The sequence below is a fragment of the Nonomuraea sp. 3-1Str genome, from assembly GCF_031570565.1.
Classification (GTDB): Bacteria; Actinomycetota; Actinomycetes; order Streptosporangiales; family Streptosporangiaceae; genus Nonomuraea.
Genome location: NZ_JALHBK010000002.1, coordinates 214639 through 229265 on the forward strand (window position 1 = coordinate 214639; position 14627 = coordinate 229265).

Genomic DNA, 14627 nt, shown 5'->3' on the forward strand with positions numbered 1-14627 from the left:
AAGCTATCGAAAAGATAGTTCGTGAGGAAGGTGAGTCATGTCACATCGCCTGGACCCGGACGACATCCGGCCGTACTGCCCGTACTACGCCACGGCGATGGACACCCTGAGTCGCCGCTGGGCCGCGACGGTGCTGCGGGCGCTGCTCGGCGGAGCCACGCGGTTCAGCGACATCGCGGCGGCCATTCCCGGCATGACCGACAAGTTGCTGTCGCAGCGCTTGAAGGATCTCGAGGCTGATGGGCTCATCGAGCGGCACGTCGGAAGCACCACTCCGGTACGGGTCGACTACCGGCTGACCGAGAAAGGCGCCGCGCTCGGCGCGGTGCTGCTCGATCTGAACCGGTGGGCGCTGGAGTGGATCACCCTTCCCGCCACGCCCCTTGACGGCCAAGGGTGACGGTAGTACGCCCGACATCGGCGGACCCTATGAGCCATCACCCCATTTCAGAGGCACACTCCGCGCTGCTCCGCCAGCGGTGAACACCGGCCTGACCGAGGCTCGACGATCACTACAGGCCAGTCTCATGACGACAGTGACAACGCGCACGGTCGAGTACCCGGCCGACGCCTGACGATGATCGGGCACCTTGCGCTGCCCTCCGGCACCGGGCGTCGCCCCGCGGTGTTGCTCGGACCAGAGGGTCCAGGGCTCAGCGACGTCGAGCGCCGCCGAGCCGATGCGCTCGCCGAGCTGGGATACGTGGCGCTGGCCTTCGACCTCCACGGTGGGCGCTTGCTCACCGACCCCGACCGGATCGCCGCCGTCGGCTACGGCACCGGGGGCGCCATCGGGCTGGAGCTCGGGCGCGACGGCGTCAACCTGCGCGCGATCGGGACAGTCAACGGACTGACCACGGGCCGACCGGGCGAGGCGGCGCACATTCGCTGCCCGGTGTGGGCCGGGGTCGGCTCGGAAGACCCGATCATGCCGGCCGCGCGACGGGACGCGTTCACCGCCGAGATGCAGGCCGCGGGCGTCGACGGCACCAAGGACGACGTATACGCCGTTTGATGCACGCCCGCTGGAGCCGCACAGGCCCCGCAGGCGTGCCGACGCAGGATGCGGGGCGGGCGTCGTTGGACCAGCGGGTGGTCATCGTGGCTTGGCCCGGAACGCCCGGCGGTAGGCGCCGGGCGTCGTGCCCAGGGCGTTGAGGAAGCGCCTGCGCAGGTTGGTGGCCGAGGAGAGGCCCACGCGGTGGGCGATGGCGTCCAACGGGAGGTCGGAGGACTCCAGCAGGTCCTGGGCCGCGGCGATCCGCTGGGCGAGCAGCCACTGCCCGGGGCTGGTGCCGAGCTGATCGGTGAACCGCCGGGTGAGGGTACGTGTTGAGACGCCTTCGTGCGCGGCCATGCTCTCGATGGTCACCGGTTCGCCGAGTCTGTCGGTGATCCACTCCAGCAGCGGCGCGAGGGTGCCGTCGATCTGTGCGGGGTGCGGCGGCGCCGAGTACTGCAACTGCCCGCCCTCGCGGTGGGGCGGCATGACCATGGTCCGTGCGATGTGTGCGGCATACCGGGCGCCCTGGTCGCCGCGGACCAGGTGCATGCACAGGTCGATGCCGGCCCCGGCGCCGGCGCTGGTGGCCACGTCGCCGTGGTCCACGTACAGCACGTCCGGATCGACCCGGATATGCGGGAAGCGCCCGGCGAGCTGGTCCGCCAGCGCCCAGTGGGTGGTCGCCTCTCGTCCGTCCAGCAGACCGGCGTGCGCCAGCGCGAAAGCGCCGGAGCAGATGCTGACCACCCGCGCTCCACGGGAGTGCGCGTGGCGCAGCGCCCGGACGACCGAGGGCGAGGGTGGTTCCTGTGCGGGCAGCCAGCCAGGGACGATCACGGTGTCGGCCCGGTCGAGCACGTCCAGCCCGCCGGTCACGAGCATGTCGTACCCGGCGTACGTCGAGACCGGGCCGGGACTCTCCGTGCACACGCTGAAGGCGTACCGCGTCGGGAGCCCCGCCCGCTCCACCCCGAACACCTGGGCCGCGCAGGCGAGCTCGAAGGTCGACTGCGGTGGGCGGACGAGTGCCACCACTCGATGCATGGCCGAAAAATACCGCAGGATGTCTTTCCAGACACTCGGCGGGGCTGGCCGGGGCTCGCCAGGCTGGCCCCATGACGACAGAACACAACACGTCCGGCTATGTGTGGTCCGCCGTCCAGGATGCCCCGGTCCACGAGGTCTTCCCGGGCATCCGGGCGCGTCCGCTGTGGCACGGGGACAACGGCGCGAAGGCGTACGTGCTGGAGATGGACGCGAACACCCGCTGGCAGGGAGTCGACGTCCACGAACCGGGTCCCGAGGAGGTCTTCGTGGTCTCCGGCGTCTTCAACGACGGAGACCGGGACTACCCGGCCGGCTCCTTCATCCACGCCCCCGCAGGTTCCTCGCACGTCCCGCAGACGACCACGGGCTGCACGCTGTTCCTCTTCTATCCGGAAGGTTAGACCTGGCCAATGCAGGCGTCTCACCGCGCGTCCGGCGCGCCTACCGCGGAAACCGATCGCCGTCGCCGAGGTCGGTCGAAGCTTCGATGAGTCAAGCCGGCTACACCCATGGTGACATCGTGCTCCACAAGGGAGCGGCTGAGTTCATCGATCGCCTGGAGCCACTGTGGCTGGCGCTGCACGAGCACCACCGGTCCGTCCAACCGGGATTCGCGTACTTCTCGGACGAGCGTTCCTGGGAGCTGCGCCGTTCCTGTTATCGGCGTTGGATTCTGGAGGAGGACTCGTTCATCCTGCTTGCCGAACGTCACAGCCGGGCGGTCGCTTACGCCTTCGTGGAGATCCGGTCCGGGCCCGACGACACCTGGGTGACGGGTAGCCGTATGGCGGAGCTTCAGACGCTCTCCGTTGCTCCGGCCGAGCGAGGCAACGGCATCGGCACGCTGCTGTTGGACCAAGTGGACGAGGAGCTGAGAAGGCTCGGCATCGGCGATCTGATCATCGGGACTCTGGCAGCCAACGCCGATGCCCAGCGCCTCTACAGGCGCAGGGGGCTGCGCCCGGTCCTCGTGCAGTACGCCCGCTTCGCCGCCGACACGGAGAAACACTAGGCTCACTGGAAGGTTTCGCCTGTCCCGCGCCCGCCCCGTAGCCCTTCGGGCGCGGGAGGCGGCCTCCACTGCGTTGAGGGGATCGCCCGAGTGTGCCCAGCGCGAGGGCGACCCTCCGCCGGCGATCGTACGCACCAGACGCCGCGGACCCTGCCCCTGCGGCAGACAGCGCTGCTGCCTTCACACCCGGCCCAGGACCAGCCGCCCAGTCGACACGCCTACCAGCAGACGGGATCACGACGTGCAACTGCCTCCGTTCTTGATCGAGCGCATGTTCGCCGAGCATGAGTTCACGTGCCGGGTGAACCTGACCGGATCAGACACCGAAGGACTGTCGCTGGATGCGCTGTGGGAGGTCGCCCCCGAGGACACGCGTCGGTGGTACGAGTCCCTGACGCTGGGCTACACCGAATCCCCGGGCCACCCGTTGCTGAGGGAGCTGGCCGCCCGGTCCTCCGGTCTCCCGTCGGGGTCGGCGGTGCAGGTCTTCGCCGGCGCCACCGAGGCGGTGTTCGTCCTCCTCAACGTCATCCTCAGCCCCGACGACCACGTGGTGGTCATCGGCCCCACGTACCAGCTGCTGATCGACGTACCACGCGCGATCGGGGCGGAGGTGACCGAGATCCGCCTCCGGCGGGAGGACGGTTGGCGCCTGGACGTGGACGAGATCAGGCGCGCCCTGCGGCCGGACACCCGGCTGATCGTGGCGAACTTTCCCCACAATCCCACGGGAGCATTGCCGGAAGCGCCGGTCTTCGAGGAGCTTCTGGGCCTGGTGGACGGCACCGAGACCCTCCTGCTGAGCGACGAGATCTACCGAGGCATCGAACTGGAGCCGCGGCGCCGGCTTCCGTCCGCGGCGGCGCTGACGTCCAACGCGATCTCGGTCACGGGTGTGTCCAAGGTACTGGGCATGGCCGGGGTCCGTATCGGCTGGACGGTCACGCAGAACGCAGCGGTGACGGCGCGGCTGCTGGACTACCGCTACTGGACGACGCTGGCCACCAGCGCGCCGAGCGAAGTCCTCGCCATCGCCGGCCTGCAGGCGGCTCCCGCGCTTCTGGATCGCGCCAACGGCCTGGTCCGCGCCAACGCGGCCGCGCTGGCCTCGTTCGTGGAATCCACGCCTGGGTGGGACTGGGTGCCCCCGGTCGGCGGGACCTGCGCGTATCCGTGGCTGACGGCGACGGAGGCGCGGGCGTTCTCCGAGTGGCTGGTCGACCGTCACGGTGTGCTGCTGGCCCCTGATGTGATGTTCCAGCATGCTGGACAGCACCTGCGGTTCGGCATGGGCAGGGCCCTGTTCCCCGAGGGGATGGCCACGCTCGCCCGAGCCTGGCCGGAGTGGCAGGGCGCAGGCTCCTGTGTCCTTTGACGCACTCCACAAACGCCGGTTTTCGGCGTGCTGCGGCGTTGGAAGTGGATGCGCACCCCGGCTCCCCTCCCGACCAGACGGCCAACTGCCGCCCAACCTTTGTCTGAGTGGCGCCCTCCCATGCCCTCGTGCGCTGCCATGTCCGGCGTGACACCGGGAGAACCGCTACAAGGGATTGCGCCGACCTTCGCCACCTTCTATCTTGGACTAGTCGTTCCAAGATGGAAGATGGCGAGATGCCCGACATCAAGCACTTCGATACGGACGTGGTTCTGGACCAGGTGGTGAGCCTGTTCTGGCAGCGCGGGGCCGACACCACCGGCATCGCCGAGATCGTGGAGAAGACCGGGCTCAGCCGCTCCAGCCTGTATGCGACCTTCGGCGGCAAAGCGCAGTTGCACGCGGCTGCGCTGGGCCGCTATCTGGAACGGCAGTCACGGCCGGTGTTCGACGCCCTGACCGCCGACACCCGCGGCGTGCCGGCCATCGCCGCGTTCTTCGAACGGCTGGTGGCGGCCCGGTGCTCGGGCGAGCACGCCCGGTGGGGATGTCTGGTCACCAACACTCATGCGACGACCGGCGGTGATCTTCCCGAGATCCGCGAAATTCTGAACCGCCACCACGACGCACTCCAGGCGGCAATGCGGACCGCGCTGGAGACCGCCCGAGCCGACGGCCAGCTCCGCACCGACCTGGACGTGGATGCGGCCGCCGAGGCACTGGCCCTGCAGGCCTACGCGGTCAACCTGCGCTCGCGAGCCGGCGCCGAGGCGGCCGTCCTGCTGGCGGGCGTGCGCGCCGTACTTGATGGTTTCACCACTACCGAGGAGAGATGATGAACGGTTTCCGCACCTACGACGAGAGCAATGCCCCCGAGGCAGCCCGGCCGATGCTGGAGGCGGCCAAGAAGCGGATGGGGTTCGTGACCACGCTGAACGGCGTGATGGCCGAGTCGCCGGAACTGCTGGCGGGCTACAACGCGCTGGCCGAGCAGTTCGGCAAGTCGTCACTGTCCCTGGCGGCCAAGCAGGTGGTGCTGATCACGGCCAGCGTGGAGAACGGCTGCGAGTACTGCGTGGCCGCGCACTCCACCCTCGCGCTGCGTGCGCGGGTACCGGCCGAGGTCGTCGAGGCCCTGCGAACGTGCAAGCCCGTCGCCGACGAGGCGCTGGAGGCGGTCCGCCGGCTCACCCGCGCGGTGGTGGCCCAGCGTGGCTGGGTGGACGAGGCCGAGATCGAGGCATTCCTGGCCGCCGGCCACACCCGCCGGAACGTGCTGGACATCGTGCTCGGCGTCGGCATGAAGACGCTGTCGAACTACACCAACCACATCGCCCATACCCCACTCGACCCCGCCTGGCAGGACCAGGAATGGACCCGAGAGCAGGCGGCAGTCTGACAGTTCCCATGCTGGCCCGGCGTCGTCCCGGCGAACCCGGCGACGCCAGAGCGCGGAGTGTTCCGTGCCACAGGCCAGGCCCCCAGCAGTGCCCTTGATCAAGAGAACTATCTTGAACGCCTTGAACCGGACGACGAGGCCAGCAGCCACGGTCAAATGACGGGCAAACGATCAAAAAGGCTAGATCCACAATCATGGGATCTAGCCTCTGAGCTGCTCTAACTAGGTGGGGCTACCAGGACTTGAACCTGGGACCTCTTCCTTATCAGGGAAGCGCTCTAACCGACTGAGCTATAGCCCCGCGCACACCGCACCGTATCGCATCGGCCTTACCGACGCGAACCGGTTGCTCGAACGAGGAAAAGCTTACCGTGTCCGCGCCCGTGCTCGCGCCGCACCCGTTGGCCCGGGGCGGCGCGAGCGGCACGGCCTACTCGGCCTCGCTGAAGGTCACCTCGACGCCGCCCACCAGGTCGGAGGCGACGTTGTAGATGACGGACCCCAGCGTGGCGAGGGCGGTGATGAGCACGACGTTGACCGCTCCGATCAGGGCGGTGTAGCCCAGGATGCGGACCGGCTCGAACCATGAGGCGATGTCGATGGGCAGCGCCGTCTGGCCCTGCTCGCCCTGGCCGAGCTGGTTGACCAGGTCGACGATCGAGTCGAAGACGCCCAGCGCGGACAGCACGCCGTACAGCACGGCGACTGCCACGAACAGGACCACGAAGCAGACGAGCGAGACCACGAAGCTGAACTTCATGGCCGACCACGGCTCGATGCGGCGCAGCACCAGGTGGGCCTTGCGGGGGAGCCGGGCTCCCGACGAGGAGGACTTCTTCTTCGACGACGACAGCTCCAGCTGCGGCGGCGCCTCCGACGTCAGTGACGGCCGGATGCCCGAAGACGCCCCCCTGCCGTCATGCTGGTCCGCGGGCGCGGGCTTGGGGCCGGCCGGTGCCGGCTTGGCCCCCGCGGGCGGGGCCGAGGAGGACGGCGGTGCGGTCGGCATCGGGTGCACGGCCGTCGCGTTGTCCTCCTCAGGCTTGTCGAAGGTCTCGGATTCGGCGGACTTCTTCGGCTTCTGCCCGTTGTCCCGAGCCGCCTTCGTCCTCGCGCTGGGGCTACCACCCTGGGCGCTCATGACTTACTCTCCTCCCCCGTCTTCCTCGATGTCCACCGCAGCCTCCATAGACTCGGCGTTGCGGGCGAGGGCAACCACACTGTCGCCTTCGGCGAGGTTCATCAAACGCACTCCCATGGTCTGGCGGCCGGACTGCTTGATCTCGCCGGCACTCGTCCGGATCACCCCACCGGCGGACGTGATCGCGAAGACCTCGTCCTCTGGGTTGACCATGACGGCTCCGACCAGCTTGCCACGGGAGCTTACGATTTTCGCAGTCAGCACACCTCTACCGCCACGACCTTGAACCGGATACTGCTCAACTGGGGTCCGCTTGGCGTACCCAGCCTTGGTCGCGATAAGCACGTGCTGGCCGTCGGCCATGCGATTCATGGCGAGCAACTCGTCGCCATCGAGGAACCGCATGCCGATGACGCCGCTGGTCGCGCGGCCCATCGGGCGCAGCGCGTCGTCGGAGGCGGTGAAGCGGATCGCCTGCGCGCCCTTGGAGACGAGCAGCAGGTCGTCCTCCTCGGAGACCAGCCGGGCGCCGATGACCTCGTCGTCCTCACGCAGGTTGATGGCGATGAGGCCACCGGACCTGGGGGAGTCGTACTCGGACAGGCGGGTCTTCTTGACCAGGCCGCTGCGGGTGGCGAGCACGAGGTACGGGGCGACGTCGTAGTCACGCAGGTCGAGGACCTCCATGACGGTCTCGTCGGGCTGCATGGCCAGCAGGTTGGCCAGGTGCATGCCACGCGCGTCACGTCCGGAGTCGGGCAGTTCGTACGCCTTGACCCGGTAGACGCGGCCCTTGTTGGTGAAGAACAGCAGCCAGTGGTGGGTCGTGGTGACGAAGAAGTGGTCGACGATGTCGTCCTGCCGCAGCTGTGCCCCGCGCACGCCCTTGCCGCCGCGCTTCTGCGCGCGGTAGAGGTCGGTGCGGGTGCGCTTGGCGTAGCCGCCGCGGGTGATGGTGACGACGATGTCCTCTTCGGCGATCAGGTCCTCGATGGACATGTCGCCGTCGTAGGCGGTGATCTCGGTACGCCGGTCCTCGCCGAAGCGGGCCACGACCTCGCTGAGCTCGTCGCCGACGATCTGCCGCTGCCGCGACTCGGAGCCCAGGATGTCCTGGTAGTCGGCGATCTGCGCCATGAGGTGGTCGTACTCGTCCTGGATCGCCTGGCGCTCCAGTGCGGCGAGCTTGCGCAGCTGCATGTCGAGGATGGCCTGCGCCTGGATCTCGTCGATGTCCAGCATGCCCATGAGGCCCTGCTGGGCGGCGGCGGCCGACTCGGACGCGCGGATCAGGGCGATCACGTCGTCGAGCCGCTCCAGGGCCTTGAGCAGCGCCCGCAGGATGTGGGCACGCTCCTCGGCCTTGCGCAGCAGGAAGCGGGTACGCCGGACGACGACCTCGACCTGGTGCAGCACGTAGTACGAGATGAACTGGTCGAGCCGCAGCGTGCGCGGCACCCCGTCGACCAGGGCCAGCATGTTGGCGCCGAAGGTGTCCTGGAGCTGGGTGTGCTTGTACAGGTTGTTGAGCACGACCTTGGCGACCGCGTCGCGCTTGAGCACGATGACCAGACGCTGGCCGGCCCGCGACGACGACTCGTCGCGCACGTCGGCGATGCCGGTGACCTTGCCCTGCTTCACCAGCTCGGCGATCTTCAGGGCGAGGTTGTCCGGGTTGACCTGGTAGGGGAGCTCGGTGACGACGAGGGCGTGCCGGCCCTTGTTGTCCTCCTCGACCTCCACCACGGCCCGCATGGTGATCGAGCCACGGCCGGTGCGGTAGGCGTCCTCGATGCCCCGGCGGCCGACGATCAGCGCGCTGGTCGGGAAGTCGGGGCCCTTGACGCGCGCCATGGCGGCTTCGAGCAGCTCCTCCTCGGACGCCTCCGGGTTCTCCAGCGCCCACTTGACGGCCTCGGCCACCTCGCGCAGGTTGTGCGGCGGGATGTTGGTGGCCATGCCGACCGCGATGCCGCCCGAGCCGTTGACCAGCAGGTTGGGGAAGCGCGCCGGCAGGACGACGGGCTCCTGGGAGCGGCCGTCGTAGTTGGGCTGGAAATCGACGGTTTCCTTGTCGATGTCGCGCAGCATCTCCATGGCGATGGGCGCGAGCTTGCACTCGGTGTAGCGCATCGCCGCGGGCGCGTCGTTGCCCGGGGAGCCGAAGTTGCCCTGGCCGTCGACCAGCGGGTGACGCAGCGACCAGGGCTGCGCCAGCCGCACGAGCGCGTCGTAGATCGAGGTGTCGCCGTGCGGGTGGTACGAACCCATGACGTCACCGACGACGCGCGAGCACTTGAAGTACCCGCGGTCGGGGCGGTAGCCGCCGTCGTACATCGCGTACAGCACTCGCCGGTGCACCGGCTTCAGGCCGTCACGCACATCGGGCAGCGCACGCGAGACGATGACCGACATCGCGTAGTCCATGTAGCTGCGCTGCATCTCGGTCTGGATGTCGACCGGCTCGATGCGCTCGGGCGACGGTGGAGGCGGAGTGTTCACTTCCGTCACGTGTGAAGATCCTTTTCTGAGGTACGGCTGTCGCTACACGTCCAGGAAACGGACATCTCGCGCATTGCGGATGATGAATGCCCGGCGTGCTTCGACGTCCTCACCCATGAGCACGCTGAACATCTCGTCGGCCTGGGCGGCGTCGTCGAGGGTGGCCTGCAGCAGGATGCGGCTGTCGGGGTTCATGGTGGTCTCCCACAGCTGGTTGGCGTTCATCTCGCCGAGACCCTTGAACCGCTGGACGCCGTCGTGGGCGCGCGGGTCGCGCTTGCCGCGGGCGATGCCCTCCTGGATGATCGCATCGCGCTCCCGGTCGGAGTAGGCGTAGGACGCGTCCTCACCCTTCCGGTCCCACTTGATCTTGTACAGCGGCGGCTGCGAGAGGTAGACGTGGCCGCCCTCGATCAGCGGCCGCATGAACCGGAACAGCAGCGTCAGCAGCAGCGTGGTGATGTGCTGGCCGTCGACGTCGGCGTCGGCCATCAGGATCAGCTTGCTGTAGCGCAGCTTGCTGATGTCGAACTCGTCGTGGACGCCGGTGCCCAGCGCGGTGATCAGCGACTGGACCTCGACGTTCTGCAGGACCTTGTCGACCCTGGCCTTCTCGACGTTGAGGATCTTGCCGCGGATCGGCAGGATCGCCTGGAAGCGGGAGTCCCGGCCGCCCTTGGCGGAGCCGCCCGCGGAGTTGCCCTCGACGATGAACAGCTCGCACTTGTCGGGGTCGTTCCACTGGCAGTCGGCGAGCTTGCCGGGCAGGCCGCTGCCCGACTCCAGCAGCGACTTGCGCCGGGTCAGGTCGCGCGCCTGGCGGGCCGCGAGGCGCGCCCTGGCGGCCTGCAGCGACTTGTTGATGATGTCCTTGGCCTCGCCGGGGTTGCGCTCGAACCACGCGCGCAGATGGTCGTTGCAGGCCTTCTGCACGAACGACTTGGCCTCGGTGTTGCCCAGCTTGGTCTTGGTCTGGCCCTCGAACTGCGGGTCGGCCAGCTTGATCGACACGATCGCGGTCAGGCCCTCACGGACGTCCTCACCGGAGAGGTTGTCGTCCTTGCCCTCCTTGAGGTACTTCTGCTCGCGCGCGTAGCGGTTGACGATGGACGTCAGCGCCGCGCGGAAGCCCTCCTCGTGGGTGCCGCCCTCGGCCGTGTTGATGGTGTTGGCGAAGGTGTAGACCGACTCCGAGTAGGAGTTGTTCCACTGCATGGCGATCTCGACGGAGACGCCGTCGCCGTGCTCCTCGAAGTCGATGACCGACGCGTGCGCCGGCTCCTTCTTGGAGTTGAGGTGGGTGACGAAGTCGGACAGGCCGCCGTCGTAGCGGTACTCGACCACGACGGGCTCGCCGTTGACGTGGTCGGGCCGCTCGTCGGCCAGCGTGATCGTCAGACCCTTGTTGAGGAAGGCCATCTCCTGGAAGCGGCGCGAGAGCGTCTCGAAGTTCCAGGTGGTGGTCTCGAAGATGTCAGGGTCGGCCCAGAAAGTGACCTCGGTGCCGGTCTCGTCGGTCTCCTCGTCCGTGGACAGAGGGGCGACGGGCTTGGCGTTGACGAGACTCAGGCGGTGAACGCGCCCGTTCTGCTTGACCACGACGTCCATGGCTGTGGACAGCGCGTTGACCACGGCGGAACCCACGCCGTGCAGACCACCCGAAACGGCGTACGACTTGCCGTCGAACTTGCCGCCCGCGTGGAGCGTGGTGAGCACCACCTCGACCGCGGAGCGCTTCTCCACAGGGTGGATGCCCGTGGGGATGCCACGCCCGTTGTCGACGACCCGGACGCCGTTGTCGGCCAGCAGCGTGACGTCGATGCGGTCCGCGTGACCGGCGAGTGCCTCGTCCACCGCGTTGTCCACGATCTCGTAGACAAGGTGGTGCAGACCGCGCTCACCGGTCGATCCGATATACATACCCGGGCGCTTGCGAACCGCCTCAAGCCCTTCGAGTACGGTGATTGAGCTAGCGTCGTAGGACAAGTCCCAAATCCTCCTGCCGCGGACACGCGGCAGGGAGGCGCTCTCTTGCCCAGCTGCCCCTGCCGTGCCCGTCACCGTCGTGAGTGCCCCGTTGCGCTGGTCACCCGGGGGAGTCGACGTCGCATGGCGCGCCGGGGGTGACACGCAAGCGGACGTGTCCGGAATCCGCTTTCATTCTACCGGGTCCGAGCGCCCAAGGTGGCATTGAACGCCCCTGTATTGCCCTGTCGCTCGTTGACCCCCCGCGCAAGCCTTCCCCCCCATGGGCGCGGGGTCATCGCTCCTGCGGGCTTCTGATCGGTTTTCCGCGCCTGTCCGCTCTCCGTTCCCGATCGCGTACGGCTGGTCGCGGGCCGGTCCTCCGCCCTCGCCCGCTCAGCCGTACGTGTCGCCCGGGCCGCGGCTCCCCGTGACCCGCAGGCCGCCCTGACGCGGCCCGTGCTGCGGTCCCTTGACCTTGACCTTCGTCACCGTGCCCTCGCCCAGCTCCTCGTTGAGCCGTCGCAGCAGCGTGCGCGCGAGCAGCCGCACCTGGGTGGCCCACGCCGTGGAGTCGGCCGCGATCAGCACCTCGCCGTCCTCGAACCCCTCCGGCTTGGTGTGGGCGGCCAGGTCGGGACCGACGATGTCGGCCCAGCGCCCGAACACGCCGCCGACGGCCGCCGGCCGCTCCCAGCCGCGCTCGGCCAGCAGGTCCCGGATGGCGCGGCCGAAAAGCTGGGGATCTCCGCCCTCCCGGCGCGGGCCGGCCGCCCTGCGCCGCGGCTCACGGCGGGGGAGCTGGCCGCGCTTGGCCGCGTCGGCCTTGGCCTGGGCCAGCTTCTCCCTCGCCATGGCGGCGCCCCGGGCGGTGGGGTTGTCGTCAACGGACACGGGTCACGCTCCCCTCTGCGACGTCGAAACGGGCGCCGGCCAGCTCGGGCGGCACGTCGTCGGGCACGGCCGCGGTGATCAGCACCTGCTCGGCGGGCGCGACGATCTCGGCCAGGCGGCGTCTGCGCTGGCCGTCGAGCTCGGCGAAGACGTCGTCGAGGATCAGGACCGGGTCGCCGCCGTCGGCGCGCAGCAGATCGTACGCGGCCAGGCGCAGCGCCAGCGCGAACGACCACGACTCGCCGTGGCTGGCGTAGCCGCGGGCGGGCAGGTCGCCGAGGCCGAGGACGAGGTCGTCGCGGTGCGGGCCGACGAGCGTGACGCCGCGCTCCAGCTCGGCCGGGCGGACCTCCAGCAGCCGCTCCCGCATCCGCTCCTCAAGGGTTTTCCCCAAGTCTGTGGATAACGTCTGCGCATCGGAAGATCCCCGCTCACCGGCGACTTCGTCCTCCGCGCCGTCCCCGCCTGTGGACAACGTGCTGCGGTAGTCGAGGGTCGCGGGGGCGCTCGTGGGGGCGAGCGCGGCGTACGCTCCGGCGACCAGCGGGCGCAGCGACTCGACCAGATCGAGGCGGGCCTGGAGGAGCTCCGCGCCGTGCCGCGCCAGATGGGCGTCCCAGACGTCCAGGGTGGCCGTCACGTCGCCGGCGCCCGCCGCCGCGAACCCGGAGTCGCCCTCGGCCTTACGGGGGCTCCTGGAGCCTCTGCGGGCCTGCGCGGCCGTGCGCAGCAGCGCGCCCCGCTGCTTGAGCACCCGCTCGTAGTCGGCCCGCACTCCGGCGAACCGGGGCGCCCGCGCCACCAGCAGGTCGTCGAGGAAGCGCCGGCGCTCCGACGGGTCGCCCTTGGCCAGCGCCAGGTCCTCCGGGGCGAACAGCACCGTCCGCAGCAGCCCGATGACGTCGCGCGGCCGCGCGGGCGAGCGGTTGAGCCGGGCGCGGTTGGCCCGGCCCGGGTTGATCTCCAGCTCCACCAGCGCCCGCCGGTCGTCCCTGTGGACGGCGCAGCGCACGATCGCCCGGCTCGCCCCCTGCCGCACCAGGGGCGCGTCGGTGGCCACCCGGTGACTGGAGTGCGTCGCGACGTAGCCGAGGGCCTCAACCAGGTTGGTCTTGCCCTGGCCGTTGGGTCCGACGAACGCCGTAACGCCCGGCTCCAGGCCGAGCTCCACGGAGGCGTAGGACCGGAAGTCGGTCAGCGACAGGTGGGCGACGTGCACCCCACGAAGGTTAGTGGGCCACGCCGGTCACGTGGGCAACCGGCTTGCCCACCTGTGGAAAACCTGGGGGACGAGCCTGACGCGGAAGGTCCTACTGCGCCTCGCGCGGCGGGGTGACGTCGGCGCCGGGCGCGTCCGCGCCCTTCTCGGTGGAGCCCTCGGCCGCGGTCACCGCGTGGCCGCCGAACTGGTTGCGCAGCGCGGCGACGACCTTCATCGCGGGGGAGTCGTCCTGCCGCGAGGCGAACCGCGCGTACAGCGCCGCGGTGATCACGGGCAGGGGCACCGCGTGGTCGACGGCGGCCTGGACCGTCCAGCGGCCCTCGCCCGAGTCCTGGGCGTAGCCGCGGAGCTGGTCGAGGCGCTCGTCGTCGTCGAGGGCGCGTACGAGCAGGTCCAGCAGCCACGACCGGATGACCGTGCCGGTGCGCCAGCTGCTGAACGAGCCGCGCACGTCCTTGACGACGTCGGACGCCTCCAGCAGCTCCCAGCCCTCGGCGAAGGCCTGCATCATGCCGTACTCGATGCCGTTGTGGACCATCTTCGCGAAGTGGCCCGCGCCGACGTCGCCCGCGTGGACGAAGCCGTCCTCGCCCTCCGGCTTCAACGTCTCGAACACGGGCATCAGGTGGCCGACGGCGGCCTTGTCGCCGCCGCACATGAGCGCGTAGCCGTTCTCCAGGCCCCAGACGCCGCCGCTGACGCCGCAGTCGACGAAGCCGATGCCCTTCTCGGCCAGCTCAGCCGCGTGCTTCTGGTCGTCGACGTAGTGGGAGTTGCCGCCGTCGACGACGATGTCGCCCTCGCTGAGCAGGCGCCCGAGCTCGTCGATCGTCTGCTGGGTGGGCTTGCCCGCCGGGACCATCACCCAGACCGCGCGCGGCGCCTCCAGCCGTTCGACCAGCTCCTTCAGGCTGCCCACATCGCTGACCTCGCGGTTGTGGTCGTATCCGACGACGTCATGGCCACCGCGCCGGAGGCGCTCGGCCATGTTGCCGCCCATCTTGCCGAGCCCGATCATGCCGATCTGCATTTGCTCTACCCCCTTGTCAGGCTTCCATCATCCCTGA

At 69.3% G+C, this 14627-nt stretch carries 13 protein-coding genes, 1 tRNA gene and 1 pseudogene; 7 read left to right on the top strand and 8 right to left on the bottom strand.

Annotation, left to right across the window (positions count from 1 at the left end; all coding sequences use genetic code 11):
* Nucleotides 1-37: 37 nt before the first annotated feature.
* Both MTP10_RS04725 and MTP10_RS04730 read left to right on the top strand, forming a co-directional pair.
* Nucleotides 38-400, top strand: a complete 363-nt coding sequence (locus MTP10_RS04725) for a helix-turn-helix domain-containing protein (RefSeq protein ID WP_310707751.1) — start codon at nt 38-40, stop codon at nt 398-400.
* 177 nt (nt 401-577) lie between these two features.
* On the top strand, nt 578-1015 hold the full coding sequence (locus MTP10_RS04730) for a dienelactone hydrolase family protein (RefSeq protein ID WP_310707752.1): 438 nt from the start codon (nt 578-580) through the stop codon (nt 1013-1015).
* Nucleotides 1016-1096: 81 nt separating this feature from the next.
* Here the strand turns inward: MTP10_RS04730 and MTP10_RS04735 are convergent, their stop codons facing one another.
* Nucleotides 1097-2047: a helix-turn-helix domain-containing protein gene (locus MTP10_RS04735; RefSeq protein WP_310707753.1), complete on the bottom strand. Its 951-nt coding sequence runs from the start codon at nt 2045-2047 to the stop codon at nt 1097-1099.
* Nucleotides 2048-2118: 71 nt separating this feature from the next.
* Between MTP10_RS04735 and MTP10_RS04740 the strand changes: the two genes are divergently transcribed.
* The 5 genes from MTP10_RS04740 (at nt 2119) to MTP10_RS04760 (ending at nt 5836) form a co-directional block, all read left to right on the top strand.
* On the top strand, nt 2119-2451 hold the full coding sequence (locus tag MTP10_RS04740) for a cupin domain-containing protein (protein ID WP_310707754.1): 333 nt from the start codon (nt 2119-2121) through the stop codon (nt 2449-2451).
* 119 nt (nt 2452-2570) lie between these two features.
* Nucleotides 2571-3062: a GNAT family N-acetyltransferase gene (locus tag MTP10_RS04745; protein ID WP_310707755.1), complete on the top strand. Its 492-nt coding sequence runs from the start codon at nt 2571-2573 to the stop codon at nt 3060-3062.
* Nucleotides 3063-3321: 259 nt separating this feature from the next.
* On the top strand, nt 3322-4437 hold the full coding sequence (locus MTP10_RS04750; protein WP_310707756.1) for an aminotransferase class I/II-fold pyridoxal phosphate-dependent enzyme: 1116 nt from the start codon (nt 3322-3324) through the stop codon (nt 4435-4437).
* A gap of 236 nt (nt 4438-4673) precedes the next feature.
* Complete coding sequence (locus MTP10_RS04755; RefSeq protein ID WP_310707757.1) at nt 4674-5273, top strand: helix-turn-helix domain-containing protein; 600 nt, start codon at nt 4674-4676, stop codon at nt 5271-5273.
* On the top strand, nt 5270-5836 hold the full coding sequence (locus MTP10_RS04760) for a carboxymuconolactone decarboxylase family protein (RefSeq protein WP_310707758.1): 567 nt from the start codon (nt 5270-5272) through the stop codon (nt 5834-5836). Before MTP10_RS04755 ends, MTP10_RS04760 begins: the two co-directional genes overlap by 4 nt.
* 227 nt (nt 5837-6063) lie before the next feature.
* Here the strand turns inward: MTP10_RS04760 and MTP10_RS04765 are convergent.
* The 7 genes and pseudogenes from MTP10_RS04765 to gnd all read right to left on the bottom strand — a co-directional run.
* Nucleotides 6064-6137 (bottom strand) — tRNA-Ile (locus tag MTP10_RS04765).
* Nucleotides 6138-6266: 129 nt separating this feature from the next.
* Complete coding sequence (locus tag MTP10_RS04770) at nt 6267-6977, bottom strand: DUF3566 domain-containing protein (protein ID WP_310707759.1); 711 nt, start codon at nt 6975-6977, stop codon at nt 6267-6269.
* Nucleotides 6978-6980: 3 nt separating this feature from the next.
* The gene (gene gyrA, locus MTP10_RS04775; RefSeq protein ID WP_310707760.1) at nt 6981-9488 is read right to left on the bottom strand and encodes a DNA gyrase subunit A; all 2508 of its coding nucleotides are present in this window, start codon (nt 9486-9488) and stop codon (nt 6981-6983) included.
* A gap of 33 nt (nt 9489-9521) precedes the next feature.
* Nucleotides 9522-11444, bottom strand: a complete 1923-nt coding sequence (gyrB, locus tag MTP10_RS04780; protein ID WP_397334423.1) for a DNA topoisomerase (ATP-hydrolyzing) subunit B — start codon at nt 11442-11444, stop codon at nt 9522-9524.
* A 396-nt stretch (nt 11445-11840) separates the two neighbouring features.
* Nucleotides 11841-12338, bottom strand: a complete 498-nt coding sequence (locus MTP10_RS04785) for a DciA family protein (protein WP_310707762.1) — start codon at nt 12336-12338, stop codon at nt 11841-11843.
* The gene (recF, locus tag MTP10_RS04790) at nt 12328-13557 is read right to left on the bottom strand and encodes a DNA replication/repair protein RecF (protein ID WP_310707763.1); all 1230 of its coding nucleotides are present in this window, start codon (nt 13555-13557) and stop codon (nt 12328-12330) included. Before recF ends, MTP10_RS04785 begins: the two co-directional genes overlap by 11 nt.
* Nucleotides 13558-13648: 91 nt before the next feature.
* Nucleotides 13649-14593 (bottom strand): annotated as a pseudogene (gnd, locus tag MTP10_RS04795) (phosphogluconate dehydrogenase (NAD(+)-dependent, decarboxylating)); the annotation flags it as partial.
* Between the last annotated feature and the right edge of the window lie 34 nt (nt 14594-14627).